This is a genomic window from Candidatus Margulisiibacteriota bacterium, from assembly GCA_041661965.1.
In the GTDB taxonomy this organism is placed as follows: domain Bacteria; phylum Margulisbacteria; class WOR-1; order O2-12-FULL-45-9; family XYB2-FULL-48-7; genus XYB2-FULL-45-9.
This window is the reverse complement of the sequence record JBAZTH010000001.1, coordinates 24,720-39,209: the sequence shown is the minus strand read 5'-3', so window position 1 is coordinate 39,209 and position 14,490 is coordinate 24,720. Positions and strand designations below refer to the sequence as shown.

Genomic DNA, 14,490 nt, shown 5'->3' with positions numbered 1-14,490 from the left:
GTAATATTGATACAATTAGCGACATAAATAGTACCTCCGAGTGCATAATTAGTTTTTGGCATCCAAGCATATCGGAGGTATGATAATGAAAAAAAATCGAAGTCCGCTTGTTTTACTTGTCCTTTTTGCTTTTTTTGGCGCTTCTTCTGTCCTCGCGGCCGGCGGGTCGCATGTTATTTCCGGCAAGGCTCTGCCTCAAGGAACAAATTACTCTCCAGCCGCTTACAAAGTCTGGATGTCCGACAATTCCAGCCAAACCCAATCCGGAAATTGCGGCTACAGCGCGACCAACTATACTTATTTTCAAGATAATTTAGCCGATCCCGGATTCAATTCTTCCTGGACCAACGGCCAGATAGTTATTGGTATTATTGAAAAAGCTAATGCCGCCGAATCGGGCGCCGGGTTGTTCAGCGCTTCCAGCGTCACCCTCTCCGACGCGACCGCGACCCAAAACTTTTCGCCTGATTTTCCCGCTTTGGCCAATGTCCCCCAACCAACAGCCACCGTCAATAGCGCCCAGGGACGCGTCGATCTCGCCTGGACGGCCGCTTCGGCTCCAGCCGGCACGGTTGCCGGCTACAATGTCTACCGCAGCGCCGATGGAACAACTTTTACCAAGATCAACGATGCCTTGGTTTCCGGTACAACTTACAGCGATACGGCAGCCAACAGCACGCCTGATCCCGTTGTCGGCGCCGTTTATTACTACGCGATAAAGATTGTCTTTACGGCCAACGTTGAGTCTGCCTACCGCTCTCTTAGATCAGCCGCCCAAGTCACCTATCCGGGCGGGGGGAGCCCGGCTATCTCTCTTAATAAACCAACCATTAGTCTCGTAATCGCTCAAGGAGAAAACGCCGCCGCTCAAACTTTCACCATCGGCAATACCGGTACCGCCGCTTTGAATTACACTGTGGCCGATAACCAAACCTGGCTTGATATCAATCCGAAAACCGGTTCGGTCGCCCAGGGAGCCGCGGCTCAAACCATCACCGTCTCGTTTACCACCGCTGGACTGGCCGCTTCGGCTACTCCTTACAGCGCGACCATCACCGTAACCGACCCCAACGCGACCAACAATCCGCAAACGATCGCGGTCTCTCTAACGGTCAACGCCTCCGGCGGGACCAACCACGCGCCAACCGCTAATGATGTGACCGTCTCGACCGCCAGCAACACCGCGGTCGCGGTTAACTTTAGCGCCACTGACGCGGACGGCAACCTCCTGACCTATTCGCTCGTTTCCAGCCCGACCCAGGGGAGTTTGGGGACGATCTCCGGCAACCAAGTAACCTATACTCCCGCCGCCAGTTATGTCGGGACCGACAGCTTCACCTACCGGGCTCATGACGGCATTGCTTATTCCAACGTCGGCACCGTCAACATCACCGTAACCAACGGCACGCCGGGCCCCGGACCGGAACCAACTCCGTCCGGCACCGCGCCGATCATCAATAACATTTATCGGTCCGGCGCTTCCTCTACCGATCCCGACCGGGCCAAAGGTCCAGCCGGAGTTCGGATCATTCTGGAAGGGACCAACTTCCGCGACAGCTTAACCAGCTCCAGCCGCGCCGTGGAATTCACGTCGCTTACCACCTCCGCCCTGACTGAAGGAATTATCCTGAATTGGACGACCACTTCGATCGAAGTTGTTCTGCCGGCGGGCCTCCCCTCCGGCATGTACGGAGTCGATGTTAAGGTTTCCGCTCCGTCAGCGTCCGACCCGGCAGTCGTCACGACCTTTGTTTCGACCCCGAAAGACTTCCTGGTCACCGCTTCCGCGGCCGGGGATGTCGCCCAGGTTTATCCCAATCCCTTCAACCCGCTGGCCGAACAGGCCAATATCGTGGTCAGCAATACCGGCGGCGCCTCCCGCCTCGGCTATTACATCTATGACATGGCGGCCCAGCTGGTCTACCGGACATCGACCGGCGCCAGCCAGATCACCTGGAACGGCGTCGACCAATGGGGATCCCTGGTCAGCGACGGCGCTTATATCTTGAGAGTCGTCAACGAGGATAATAAGAGCCTGCTCGCTAAGGGGAAGATCCTCGTGGTGAAACGGTAATGGAGGAGCAAATGGAGAACATCATGAAAAATATTAACAACCGTCTGTTACTGATAATCGCTCTTATCGCGCTTACAGCTTACAGCTTACAGCTTACCCCTGTCCACGCCGCCAGCTACCTCGCCGATCCGACCGGGATCGCCGTCGGGGCAAGAGCCTTGAGCCTGGGCCGCGCCTATGTCGGCATTGCCGAGAACGGCGAAGCGGTTTTCGCCAATCCGGCCGGGCTCGCCGTGATCACCGGGCCCAAACTTAACGCGATGTACTCTTCGGTCCTGGGCGATGTCGGCTACAGCGTTTTAAGCGGCGCTTATCCGATCAACCAAAAAGCGGCGATCGGCGTTGGGTTCGCCAGCGCCAGAGTTTCCGGCATCCCAATCACCGATTCGACCGGTAATGTTTTAGGCTCCGGCGGCTGGGGGAATCACGTTCTGACCCTCTCCTACGGGACCTTCTTGAGCGCCATTAACCAAAACTTCAACAAAGAGGTCCTGCTCGGAGCGAACTTAAAGTATGTCAGCGTCGGCGGCGATGGGACCGGCGTCGGCACGGTCGGCGGCACAACGCTTAATGCCGACCTCGGCGTTCTTTTCCCGGCCAACAATCAGATCACGCTCGGCGGAGTTTTCCAGAACATTCTCGTCGGCAGTAAGGTCAACGGCAGCGGCGGCCAAACCGACGACAGCCTGGCCCCGACGCTGAAGCTCGGCTCCCGCTTCAGCCTGATCGGCGAAAGCGGCAAAGCCTACTTCAGCCACGCCACCCGCAAGCTCTACCTTTCGGTCGACGGAGATCTTAACTTAAGCAGCCGCAAACCGTCGGCGCTTTACGCCGGCCTCGAGTTCTGGCCGGTCAACAACCTGGCTCTGCGCCTCGGGTCCGACAACAGCGACCTGACCGCCGGGATCGGCATCCGCTATTCCGGGGTTGAGTTCAATTACGCCTACCACCCCTACTCCGATATCCGCGAGAACACGACCCACTACTTCTCGTTCGGCTACCTCGGCGAGGATAAAAAACGCGAGTATGTCATTTCGCTCGACAGTCCGGCTGACAAATCCATCGTCTATAATGACAACATCCCGGTCACCGGCCGGGTCGAAGGGCTCTCTTCGACTGATGCCGCCAAAACCCTGACCGTCAAGGTCAACGACATTAACGCGGTCGTCGAACCCGACGGTCGTTTCCAGGTGAATGTCCCGGTCAACCAGTACGGGAAAAAACTTCTGACCGTCACCGCAACTGATATTGACGGCAACTCCGGCGCCAAGGAACTGCGGATCGTCCGCCTGACCTCCTTTGCCGACGTGCCTGAAGGCTATTGGGCCAAGATGCCGATCGAGAACAACGCCACCGTTGGCCTGGTCCAGGGTTATCCCGACGGCAACTTCAAACCGGAGCGGCCGCTGACCCGGGCCGAACTGGCCACGCTTCTGGTCCGCGCCAAAGGGATCGAGGTCAAGGACGACCGGGCCCGCCAGGTCTTCAAAGACGTCAAATCTGATTTCTGGGCCGCGAAATACATCGAGATCGCCCAGCGCGAAGGGTTGGTCAAAGGTTATCCCGACCGCTCTTTCCGCCCGAACAACAAGATCAGCAAAGCTGAAGGGATCGCGGTTTTGGTCCGGTTCGACAAGCTTCCGCTGGCTGAAGTCAACGCCAAACCGTACTGGGATATGCCGGCTTACCACTGGGCTTCCCGTTACGTGGAAGCGGCCAAAGCGGCCGGGATGCTGGGTTTTGTCACCAGCAACAGACTTTACCCGAAACAGGCGATGCTCCGCTCCCAGACCGTCGATATCCTAGGGAAGACCTCGCTGGCCGGCGGCAAGATCAAGGACCTCTACGAATGGGAAAAAGGGTTCAAGCAACAGACGATTGAACGGGCGACGCTGAAGGCCTCGTTGTACTAAGCTTAAAAAAGCTTACAGCTGTAAGCTTTAAGCTAAAAAAACTAAAAGCCCTGGGGAAACCTGGGGCTTTTCTGTTTCTCCAAATAACCTGAAATTTTCCCAAACACCCTCCGATAGATACATGGTAGATCTTATTAATACTTTGCAGGAGGAAAATTTAATGGTTATCAGAACTAGTCCCGTGGCCCATTCTCGGATTGCTCATATAATGAGAAGGCTTGCCGCTCCGGCACTGCTCCTGGCCGCCCAGGCCGGTTGCGAAAAATCAGCCGCGCCGATCGATGCTCGATGCATTAACCTCCCCACCTCCACTGCCGTCCAAACACCGCCCGCTCCGACCTTATCGGCACCGGTCGTAATTGAAACGACCAAGCTTGATGGGATAAAGAGCACCGCTCCCGCTTTAGCCCCTACCTCGATTACTATTGGGAAAGACACTCCCCTGGTTTTCACCTTTCCGGAAGGGACAAAGGTCGCGTCAGACCTCACTTTTTACGTTAGAATTTTTGACCAATTCGACACCTCCCCTTATCCTTTGTTTGATGGCACCAAAACTGCAGACAACGCCGTGACCGTGACTATTTCGGCTCTCTCTGGCAGACCGGCAAGCGACAATAGCGTCTCATTGTACGCATATGACACGAAAAGCAACCTGTATGCCATCTGGGACTTCAACAAAGTGGAGATTTTGGCCGCCGCCGTGAAATCGACGGGAGAGACCAAAACGCCGCTTCCGGGAAATACTAGTTCCAAGACGCCGGCCGCGACGGATCCTTGCGCCAAAATAAAGGACGACGACATTCGAACGGCCATGGGCTGTCAGTAAGCGCATATTTCAGATGAAATTTCCTTTATATTTCTTCGATAATATATTAGAGGGAATAGAACGGTCAAAAATAAGAGTGAAATTCCCTCCAAAATCTGACGATATATATAGGGGAGAAAAAAGATGAGCTATACATCAATAAACAGGGTAACGCGCCGGATCGCTCCGCTGGCTCTTTCAGCCGCCTCGCTCGTCGCGGCTTGCAAGGGGGCGCCGCCGAAAGAACATGTTTCCGGCCAGCTGCCGAATTACGCTTACGCCAATATTCTTAGCAGCCGCGATCTGATGGGCAAGTCCGTCTGCGGCGCTGAAAGTTCCAACGGCCCCATCTTAACCGCGCCATATAACCCGGTCCTTACCACCACCTTCACCGTTAATGATCGGCAATTGCTTCTGGCCAACGTCGTCGCCGAAGCGGTCATTCGGGAAAGCAAGGAACATCGGGAAAAGTTCCTCCTTCTCCCCCCACAAAAGCAAGCGCAGGCGATCAAAGAGATATCCGAAAAAATCACCCCTAACGGCGCCATCTTATCCAAGGACGATAAGGCCCTTGATTACCTTAAACGTTACTGCGAAACCGGCGGCAACAACACCCCGCTCGGTCTTATCCCGCACATCGATCTTGGGATCACCGACGAGATGATTAAGACCGCGCTTGGTTTAAACCCGGCGGCCCCGGCGGCGGCAGCGCCGGTTCTCGGCTTACGCGCTTGCGATGTCAATCTTCCTTGCGGAACAACTAATATTGCCCCCGGGCAAACAGTTACCGTCACCCTCGTTCTAAACGGCAAAGATCTCCCTTTAAATATTAGCGATTACCTCCTTGATATCGGCAATAACGGCTTAAAAGGGGAAATTAAAACCATCGAAGCCCATGATCGCAATTATACGATCCCTGGCCTCGGTCGTTCCTTAGCGGCTGATGGGACCGTTTTTACAATCGGGTTCACCGCGGCATCTTCCATCCGTGAACCACTGCTTCGCCGACTTGAGTTAAAAGCTAAACAGAACAGTAATCTAGTCACTGTTGCCAACCAAGCAGATTACATCAGAATTAACTTACCAACCGTGGCGCCAACAGCGACGGCAACGGCAACCGCCACAGCAACGGCGACAGCTACTGCGACAACCACGTCAACTGGTAAGCCGCCGGCCGCCGATCCATGCGCCAACATAAAAGACGACGACATTCGAACCGCCATGGGATGTAAATAAGGAGAATAAATATGCCAGATTTAAGTGTGAGTATTAGCACCCTTTCCCCGGCCCAAAAAACAATGGTCCGAGACAAATTAGTTCTGGACGACTTTATCGCTTACACCAGAACTTCTTTTCTTGATGAGGGGGCATTTGTTTCCAGCGATACCCGCAACGCCTTAAAAGGAGCCAGCGATATTTCCGAGCTGGAACGCCGGCTCGGGATCTCCGGTGATGCGGCAAGAAAAAAAAGCGGCATTAAAGGGGCCTTGGATAAAAAGCTAACCAGAGACGGAGAAGCCAAAGCAGCTTATGATCTTCTGGCGGCTACGCTAGTGGACCCGAACACCTCCAAAGATCTGGCAACGGTTCTCGACGACCTGAACAAGCTGGGCCTGTCGGAAGCTAAAAAGAAATTAATCAGGGACCGGTTGGTTATCGAAGATTACATCCATTACACTAAAACTTCTTTTCTAAATGACCGCCAGCTCTCTTCCGATGAAATGAAGAGCGCGTTAACCGGCCAATCCGCCGCGCTGGCAACCTTGCTTTCCGTTCCTGATTCGGACGACACGAAAAAGAAATCAAAAATCAACCCTCTGCTGGACCAAAAGATCAAGGCCGACGCTACGGCCGCTGACGTTTACAGCCAACTAACCAGACGGCTGACCCTTAATAATGGAAACAATGACCTGATTGGAGCCTTGTGCACGCTCGATAGCAATGACTCCTTCTGTCCCGCCTTTGCGGCTACAAATAAAGCGCCGTTTATCCCGGCGGCTCCGGTTACCGTCACTCTTACCGGGGTGAAAAACGTGACCGCGGATAATTTTATCGCCCGGGTCCTTGACGGTGAAATAGTTGTCGCCGATAACTGTAAGATCAAGGTCAGCGGGGAAACGGTGACCTTCGAATTCGTGCCAACCGCCGCCAACAAAAAATATACCGTTCGTCTGGTCAGCGCCGACGGTTTTATAACGGCTGAAAAAAAGGAAGCTGTGGAGCTCGTTCCTTTTACCGCTAAGATCAAAGAGACGACTCCGATCCAAGCCGGCAAAGAGACCACGTTTACCATCACCAGTGAATTTGAATTTAGGGCCGGTTGGAAGATCAAGATCCCTCTGCCAGGCTTAGCCCCGCTTGATCTGACCGTAACAACGAATATGCTTTCGCCCGACAAAAAGAGCTTAACCGTAAAAGTAACCATTCCGGAACAAAAGAAATAATTAGGAGAGTGTAAAAATGACCTTACCAATTAATTTACTCGGACAAGTCGGAGGGACCCGGTATAAAGCGCCCGAGGTCACCGGCACAAAAAAACCGAACGAAAGCACTGAATATCAACTGCCGATAACTATTACCACCGCCGATGATGTTGTAATCGTCAATCCGGGGCCTTTAACTCTGCAGCAACCGAAGGTCGGGGACGACAATCAACTTCCCTCTTGGCGACGGTATATCGGCACAGAAGATACTCCGGGGATGGTCAATCCCTCTTTCCGCTTGAAGCTCGGCTCGGTCCCGAGCGACGAAGCGCCGGTTGCGCTCGGCTCTTATTCCAATTTTGGCGTCGCCCCGCTGGTCCTGGTCCGCTGGGTTGGGCCTAACGGGATCGTCGAAAGTCCGCGCTTGGAAGTTGCCACTCCGCTCAAGGCCAGCTTCGCCACCGACTTCGGCCAGAATCGGTTAATGGATGCCGGCGCCGGGGTTGGCGCTCGCTACGCTTTTTTCCGCGGCTTCCAGCCGGGAATATACGCTCTCGGGGAAGCTCGCAAGAGCCACGCTGAAGACTCGACCCGCCAATTCCCAACCGGCGACGGCGCCACCGCCACTTACGGCCTGGCCGCCAGCGGCTTTGTCGGAGAATCGGCCAGTTACGGCGCCTTTGTTGAACACGATCGGACCGTTTTCTCCTTAAACGACATCGAAGTTTACGGCGGCCAATATGAAGGGACCCGCCGGTCAATTAGAGCCGGAGCCCAGTTCAGATTCAATCCGTATCGCGACCTCCACGTCACCCTTGGTTACGCCCAACTCGCTTGGGGGGAACAATCCGCTCCCGACACCCTGGCCGGAGAAGATTTTCAAGAACGGCTCGGCGCGCAAGCCGGCAGTTTAAGAGCCGATTTCCCTAACCATCGTTGGCGGCCATACGCGCAGTTTGGTTACGGCCGTGAAACTTTAGGCAATAATGATTTCAAATGGCAGACCATCGATCTAACCCAATTCGGGATTGGCGCGTTATTCCCCTGGGGCCGGCCGGAACTTTGGCTCGGCAACATCGCGCCCAATCATTATGCCGACGAAAGCCGGACTTTCCTTCAGGTTTCCTACTTCCCTGAATTCGGCGAAAGTCTGCCGGTCCTCGCCCCACTGGGGGTCAACCTGCAAGTTGCCGATAATCGCGGTGGAGTAACTGCCTCGCTCACTTATGAGTTTGTCAGAGGAATAACCGCCATCATCTATCCATCAAGCGTCTACAAAGGCCAGAGCCGGCTGGGACCGTATTCCGCGCCGCTCCTGCCGATGGGGACACCGGTCAGAAATCTGACGACCAGCAGCGCCCTCCCTTCGTTCCAGAGGCCGCTTAATGTCCACGGGGCCAGCGTCCCGGCAACGGTTGAAGCTTCCGTCGGAAGCGACAAACCTGCCACTGCGGCGGAAAAAAAAAGACCGTAGGTAAACCGCCGGCAACCTTGACCGGCCAGTGGATCAAGCTCGATCGCGGCGGCGAGACCACTTACGCCGTCGTCACGATTGAAGGCAAACCGGGCGAATATATCTGCCCCAACTACTTCGGCGATTGCCACCCGATCACGACCAAACAAGCCGGCCCCGACCATAACCGCGCGGAAATCGACCAAACCGAAGCCAAAAAGGTCAGCGCCAACACCCGGGAAATAACTTTCCGGACTACTATCCCCGGCACCGGCAGCAGCGCCACTGTTCAGCCAACGACTCATCCGGACGGACCCAGCGACGTCCCAAGCGGCCCGGAGATCGCCAGCCAGGAACCGGCAGAAGTCGGTTACAGCGACCGGCGCAAAAGAGAACAAGCGTCAGTCAGCGTTAAAAAAGCGCTCAAAACTTTAGCCGGGCGGGGAAATCTTCAGTTAAAGATCGAAGTTGATAGTGAAGGCAGATTGACGCTTAAATCGACATCCGGCCGCTGGTACAATCCGGAGAATGACTCCAATACGATCCCGGAAGACGAGATCAAAAGACTACTTGGCAGTATGACCTTTTCTCCGGATTTGAGAGGAATACCGGTAATTACTTTTACCGTTCCGTTTACCAAAGTGATGCAGTAAACTAGTTTGAAGCGGACAGCTTAGAGCGTGGCGATCCTGCTCTAAGCTGCCGCTTTTTTTCGTGTAACCAGCCATTTACCAAGTTGTTACCAGATTGTTACCGCTCAAAAGTGAAATCAATCTCCTTTTATCGTTGATATAGTAGTGAGCCCCTTAAAAGGAGAAAAAAATGAACAAGCTTTCTCGTGTCATCCCCTTCATGTTCGCTTTAGCCGTCGCCAAACCAACCCACGCGCAAACCATCACGCCCCCGCCCGTCAAGTCAACCTGGACCGACCGTCTGCACCCAACCGGCCGGCTCCGCCTTCGCTATCAAGGCGAAGAATTGGCTAACGATCAAGAAGGCCGTCACCGGTTGCGTTTTCTCGCCCAAGGGGGACTAACGATCGATCTCCCGGAAAATTTTTCGGCCGGCTTTGGCCTGGCAACCGGACGGGAAGATCCCCGTTCAAACAATGTAACCATGACCGATGTTTTCCGCTCCCCAGAGATCGGGCTGACCGAAACATATCTAGCCTATCAACCGACCCCTTGGTTCAGCCTGGGAGCTGGGAAAAGAGCCTCCCAGTTATGGGTGGTCAACGATGCCACCTGGGACCATGACCTGCGGCCAACCGGCGCTTACTTAAGACTAAACAACCCCGGGGAAAAAGCCAAATTAGGTTTTCCTTTGTTTTTTAACCAATCGGCTTACGTTATCAACGAAGATAAGGCCAAAGCCGACCAGTGGCTAACACAATCGCAACTTGGTCTGCATATCAATCTTGGAACTGATTGTTATCTGCGTCTGGCCAGCGAGTTCAATTATTACCACCGCCTGGCTGGTTCGTTTCTTCCTTATTCAAGCCTTTCCAACAGCCGGACCGAAGTTCCCGGTGAAAAAGATGAAAAGATCAAGGTCTATAGTTATGGTTTCAATTCACTAAATTTTCTTGGCGGACTTAACCTGACGGAAAGCGGGGGGATCGGGATCAGCCTTTTCGGCCAATACCTGCGTAACCTGCAAGCCGCATCGGAAAACCAGGTCTATCTGGGAGGCCTGACCTTGCGGTTTGGCAAAATCTTCAGCTTATCTTACGTCGAAAGTCGATTGGAAAAAGACGCCGTTTGGGATGGCCAAACCGATTCCGACCGTTACGGAGGAAAAACCGACACTCAAGGAGAAGAAGTTGTTGTTCGTTATCGATTAAATCAAAACTTTGAATTCGGCCTTGATTTTTACCGCCAAAATACTATCAAGGGAGAGAAAAACAAACAAATATTAGGTCAGTTCGATCTTTCCGTTATTTTACCGTAAAGATAAGTCGACCTCGTTCGCCTATCCGCCTGGCCGACAAAGGCATTTCATCTGCTCCGCCGCAGGGCGGCAAAAGTCGTTTCGTAGCGGTTAGAGGCGTTCCAGACCAGAAAACGGTCGACCCCCAGTTCTTTGGCCGCCCTAACCTGCTCTAAAATATAGTTCGGCCCAAAATTAGGAGAGTTGAGGTTAAAGCCCTGGATCCAGGGGACCAGGGTGGTCGCCTCGCCCGAGAGGATCGCCAGCGAGCGCCTGACCCCCTGGCTCATGAAATGATAAGGGTAGCTTCCCGGATTGGCATAGCCATCGTAGCCGGCATGAAAATGCGACGGATAGAGCATCGGCGAGAGGACATCAAGGTAGGCAGACATCCGCTTCAGGTCCTGCCCCAATAACCGCACGTCAATAGGCTGCTGCCAGGCGGCAATCCCGAATATATCGACCGCCAGCGAGACATTGTACCGCGCCAGCCGCTTCTTGACCCCGGCCAAAAAATCGCAAACAACATCGACCCGGCTAACCCCCGCTTTCTCGTGAGGGAAATAAGCGTATCGCGCTTTCCCTTCGGCCGGGAAGCGGATGTAGTCGAACTGGACCTCGTCGACCCCGGAAGCGGCCGCCCGCTCGGCGACCAGCTCATTATAGAGCCGGACCTCGTCGGCATAGGGATCGCCCCATTTCCCCCCTTTAAGATCGCGGTAATAGTCCCCGCCGGGAAGTTTGATCGCCAGGTCGGGCCTGGCCAGCGCCAGGTGGTCGTCTTTAAAAACCACCAGCCGGACCGAGACGATAAACCCCCGCTCGTGCAGTTTGGCGGTCAATTCCGACAGCCAGGGATCGGGGGCCGCGACCGTTTTCGCCGTTAACTCTTTTTTCTTGAGCAGGGCCAAAAGGGGCGGGGTCAAGGCGAATTTAGCGTCAACGACGATCGTGTTGAGCCCGCAACTTTCGGCCTGGGCCAGCAAACGGTCGAGCATTTTGGGGGTTCGCGCGACATACCAGGTAATATAGATCCCTTTGTCCGAGCTCTTTTTGACCTTAATCGGAAGGGAGGGAAGGTCATCCGCTCCGCTTAGCTGATGAAAAAGAAAGCAACTTGCGACCGCAGTTATTAGTAAGCCGGCCAGAACCGCGCCAAGTGGGGATTTCATGCTCGCCATTGTAGCAGACCGCCAGCGGATTGACTATCTCCCCCTTTCGTGAGAAAATTTCCGAGGAAGGTGATCTTATGGCAAAGCCGATAATCATGGTTGTGGACGACGAGATCGATGTCGCGAACGTAATTTCCGATACCATTAAAGATTCCGGTAAATACGAAGTCGTAACCGCTTACTCCGCTAAAGAAGCGCTGGAAAAGCTGACCCAGCACCGGAGCTTCCTGGGTCTCGGAGGGAACAAAATCCGCCTGGTCTTCCTCGACATCAAGATGCCGGAGATCGACGGCCTCCAGCTCCTGGAGAAGATCCGCAAGGACTACGGCGAGGATATCGGCATCGCCATGCTGACCGCCTGGGAAGACGAGGAAAAGTGGGACCGGGCCACCTCCGGCTTCGTCATTAATTACATCAAGAAACCCTTCAAAAGCGAAGAACTCCTCGCCACGATCGATAAGTATTTTGAAGGCAAAGACACCAGCATGGTGCTGAATACCTTCGAAAAACATATCGAGAAGAGGGAAGAGTTTAAGAAGAAGGGATAGGGGAAAGCTTAAAGCTATAAGCATAAAGCTTTAAGCTGTAAGCTTACAGCTTTAGGTAATCAATCGTTTCTGAAGCCCATTGATCATTCTGCCGACTTCTTCACAATTCCCAAACAATTCAGCAAAAACTTTTACATCAAAATAATTAAGATCTCGCGCGAGAATAAGATGATATTTTGTTTCTTCTAATGAACCAGCCGCAATATTTAAAAAATTGTTAAGAACCTTGTCGCTTTTTCGTCTATACCCTTCGACAATATTTGCCGGAACAGAAGCCGCTGATCTTCTAATTTGTGAAGTTAACCCAAACTTTTCTTCTGAAGGGAAGACCTTTGTCGCTCTATAAACACAGATAACCAATAAATGCGCCTTTTGCCAAACCTTCAGCTCTTGAAAACTCTCCATCCCCACCACCCCACCTTACCTTGATTAGCTTTAAGCTTTAAGCTGTAAGCTTTCCCCGACAACAGCAATTTTATTGCCAATTAGTTAAAACTCCAGCTTAAAAGTCGTCCCTTTTCCCACTTCGCTCTCAACCGAGATGTCGCCGTCATGTTCGCGAACTATTCTGTAAGCGATCGATAACCCCAGCCCCACCCCTTCGTGCCGGGAAGAAAAGAACGGGTCAAAGATCTTTTCTCTGATCTCCGGCGGGATCCCCTTGCCGGTATCGGAGACCAAGACCACCACCCGATTGTTTTCCTGGAAAGTTTTGATCGTCAGCTGTCCGCCGTGGGGCATCGAGTCGATCGCGTTCTGCAGTAAATTAATGAACACTTCCTGCAGAGCCTCCGGATCGCCATTGACCTGTTGCGCGGCCAAAAGCTCCCTGGTTACTTTGATCGTCCCCCAGGACAAGAGCGGCAGGGTCGCATCGATCAGTTCGTTCAGGTCGATCGCGATTTTTTGTTTCGGCTTTTCTTTGGCCAGGTCGAGCATCCGGTTGACGATCCCCGAGATCCGGTCGATGTGCTTGATCAGCAAATCGCGGAAGCCGGCCAGGTATTCAATGTCCCGGGGTTGGTTGGCCAGGCGCTCGGTTTCCCCCCGGATCACGGTCAAGGGGTTGCGGATCTCATGGGTCACCCCCGCGGTCAAAGTCCCTAATGAAGCCAGACGCTGGGAACGTTCGAGCTGGCGCTCGACCACTTCCAGGTCGGCCCTGATCTTTTCGTAAGAGCGGGTGTGATCCAGCGCCATCGCCGCCTGATTGGCCAGCGCCCGCAGGAGCCGGAGGTCCTCGTCCGTATAGGCGTCTTCGGAAAGTTTACTGCCAAGGGCGAAGAAGCCGATCAGCCGCTCCTCCACAAAGCAGGGAATGACCAGAAAAGCCTCGATCTCCCTGATATCGTGAAGCGGGAGCCGCTTGTCGATCAACGCTTTGAGCCACTTGGCGTCAAACGGAACGATCGAGCCTTCGGTTAAGGGTTGGAAATTCGTCTTGTCGTAAATAACATAGGCTTTGGAGCTCTTTTCATTATCCGAAAAGTACTCCGGCAAAAAGATCCGGGGATTGGAGATCTCAATGACATTGGTAAAAGTGCTGTATAAAACCTTTAGGATCTCGGCCAGAGACATTTTTTCTCCGACTTTGGTGGTAACATCGGACAATTCTTTATAATAATCATATTTACCCCGCAAGAATAATTTATCGGATGTCGTTTGAACGAAAATCCGAATATTGTGGTGCGTTTGACCGACAAATATCCCGTAAATAATGGTCAGACTTAAAAATACCCAGCCAATATTATGACCGACATAGGTAAGGTAGCCCCAAACCAATAACAGATAAAAGGAGGTGTGAATGCCGATTGTCAGGAGCTCGGCAAAAAACCGGCTGATTACGATGGAAATATCCATCAAGTGATGCTTGGTTATAGCATAGGCAGTAAAGACCACAATAAACAAGGTCGAGGCGGCTCCCAAGCTATAAAGAGACTGCGACCTGGTCAACAAAGGTATAATAATATTTGAAGTCCCGCCTACACAGGCCGCCAAAAAGGTTCCGGCAAAAAAGTAGCGAATCTGCGTTTTTTTGTCGGCTGGCAATACCTTATAATTTTTAACCAGCTTAATAAAGCCGTATCCCAAAGAAAGCAAAAAATATAATGGGAAGAAAAAGTATGTTGGCGGCATGCCGAACGCCACGCCATAATCCGGAAATATCACGGTA

The 14,490-nt window shown here is 53.2% G+C and carries 12 protein-coding genes; 9 read left to right on the top strand and 3 right to left on the bottom strand.

Annotation, left to right across the window (positions count from 1 at the left end; all coding sequences use genetic code 11):
- Positions 1–85: 85 nt before the first annotated feature.
- The 8 genes from WC772_00125 to WC772_00090 all read left to right on the top strand — a co-directional run bounded on the left by WC772_00125 (position 86) and on the right by WC772_00090 (position 10,618).
- Positions 86–2,074, top strand: a complete 1,989-nt coding sequence (locus WC772_00125) for an Ig-like domain-containing protein (protein ID MFA6169164.1) — start codon at positions 86–88, stop codon at positions 2,072–2,074.
- A 23-nt stretch (positions 2,075–2,097) separates the two neighbouring features.
- Positions 2,098–3,987: an S-layer homology domain-containing protein gene (locus WC772_00120; protein ID MFA6169163.1), complete on the top strand. Its 1,890-nt coding sequence runs from the start codon at positions 2,098–2,100 to the stop codon at positions 3,985–3,987.
- A gap of 208 nt (positions 3,988–4,195) precedes the next feature.
- Positions 4,196–4,813 (top strand): hypothetical protein, encoded by a 618-nt coding sequence (locus WC772_00115; GenBank protein ID MFA6169162.1) that lies wholly within the window; start codon positions 4,196–4,198, stop codon positions 4,811–4,813.
- A 123-nt stretch (positions 4,814–4,936) separates the two neighbouring features.
- Positions 4,937–6,028 (top strand): hypothetical protein, encoded by a 1,092-nt coding sequence (locus WC772_00110; GenBank protein ID MFA6169161.1) that lies wholly within the window; start codon positions 4,937–4,939, stop codon positions 6,026–6,028.
- An 11-nt stretch (positions 6,029–6,039) separates the two neighbouring features.
- Positions 6,040–7,236, top strand: coding sequence for a hypothetical protein (locus tag WC772_00105; protein ID MFA6169160.1), 1,197 nt, complete (start codon positions 6,040–6,042; stop codon positions 7,234–7,236).
- A gap of 16 nt (positions 7,237–7,252) precedes the next feature.
- Positions 7,253–8,689 carry a hypothetical protein gene (locus WC772_00100; protein MFA6169159.1) on the top strand — a complete coding sequence of 479 codons (1,437 nt, stop codon included), beginning with the start codon at positions 7,253–7,255 and terminating at the stop codon, positions 8,687–8,689.
- 17 nt (positions 8,690–8,706) lie between these two features.
- Complete coding sequence (locus tag WC772_00095) at positions 8,707–9,321, top strand: hypothetical protein (GenBank protein ID MFA6169158.1); 615 nt, start codon at positions 8,707–8,709, stop codon at positions 9,319–9,321.
- Between the two features lie 169 nt (positions 9,322–9,490).
- Positions 9,491–10,618, top strand: coding sequence for a putative porin (locus tag WC772_00090; protein MFA6169157.1), 1,128 nt, complete (start codon positions 9,491–9,493; stop codon positions 10,616–10,618).
- 47 nt (positions 10,619–10,665) lie between these two features.
- Here WC772_00090 and WC772_00085 read toward each other — a convergent pair whose 3' ends face one another.
- Complete coding sequence (locus WC772_00085) at positions 10,666–11,769, bottom strand: putative glycoside hydrolase (GenBank protein ID MFA6169156.1); 1,104 nt, start codon at positions 11,767–11,769, stop codon at positions 10,666–10,668.
- 77 nt (positions 11,770–11,846) lie between these two features.
- On the opposite strand from WC772_00085, the gene WC772_00080 reads away from it, so the two are divergent.
- A complete protein-coding gene (locus tag WC772_00080; GenBank protein ID MFA6169155.1) occupies positions 11,847–12,317 on the top strand; it encodes a response regulator in 471 nt (156 codons plus the stop codon).
- Between the two features lie 51 nt (positions 12,318–12,368).
- On the opposite strand, the gene WC772_00075 is transcribed toward WC772_00080, so the two are convergent.
- Together WC772_00075 and WC772_00070 are read right to left on the bottom strand one after the other, a co-directional pair.
- The gene (locus WC772_00075) at positions 12,369–12,722 is read right to left on the bottom strand and encodes a four helix bundle protein (protein ID MFA6169154.1); all 354 of its coding nucleotides are present in this window, start codon (positions 12,720–12,722) and stop codon (positions 12,369–12,371) included.
- 84 nt (positions 12,723–12,806) lie between these two features.
- Positions 12,807–14,366 carry an ATP-binding protein gene (locus WC772_00070; protein ID MFA6169153.1) on the bottom strand — a complete coding sequence of 520 codons (1,560 nt, stop codon included), beginning with the start codon at positions 14,364–14,366 and terminating at the stop codon, positions 12,807–12,809.
- Positions 14,367–14,490 lie beyond the last annotated feature (124 nt).

What these genes read in the sequence shown, in the direction of transcription:
- WC772_00125 (MFA6169164.1), top strand. Translation starts at nt 86, where the DNA reads ATGAAAAAAAATCGAAGTCCGCTTGTTTTACTTGTCCTTTTTGCTTTT.
- WC772_00120 (MFA6169163.1), top strand. Translation starts at nt 2,098, where the DNA reads ATGAAAAATATTAACAACCGTCTGTTACTGATAATCGCTCTTATCGCG.
- WC772_00115 (MFA6169162.1), top strand. Translation starts at nt 4,196, where the DNA reads ATGAGAAGGCTTGCCGCTCCGGCACTGCTCCTGGCCGCCCAGGCCGGT.
- WC772_00110 (MFA6169161.1), top strand. Translation starts at nt 4,937, where the DNA reads ATGAGCTATACATCAATAAACAGGGTAACGCGCCGGATCGCTCCGCTG.
- WC772_00105 (MFA6169160.1), top strand. Translation starts at nt 6,040, where the DNA reads ATGCCAGATTTAAGTGTGAGTATTAGCACCCTTTCCCCGGCCCAAAAA.
- WC772_00100 (MFA6169159.1), top strand. Translation starts at nt 7,253, where the DNA reads ATGACCTTACCAATTAATTTACTCGGACAAGTCGGAGGGACCCGGTAT.
- WC772_00090 (MFA6169157.1), top strand. Translation starts at nt 9,491, where the DNA reads ATGAACAAGCTTTCTCGTGTCATCCCCTTCATGTTCGCTTTAGCCGTC.
- WC772_00085 (MFA6169156.1), bottom strand. Translation starts at nt 11,769, where the DNA reads ATGAAATCCCCACTTGGCGCGGTTCTGGCCGGCTTACTAATAACTGCG.
- WC772_00080 (MFA6169155.1), top strand. Translation starts at nt 11,847, where the DNA reads ATGGCAAAGCCGATAATCATGGTTGTGGACGACGAGATCGATGTCGCG.
- WC772_00075 (MFA6169154.1), bottom strand. Translation starts at nt 12,722, where the DNA reads ATGGAGAGTTTTCAAGAGCTGAAGGTTTGGCAAAAGGCGCATTTATTG.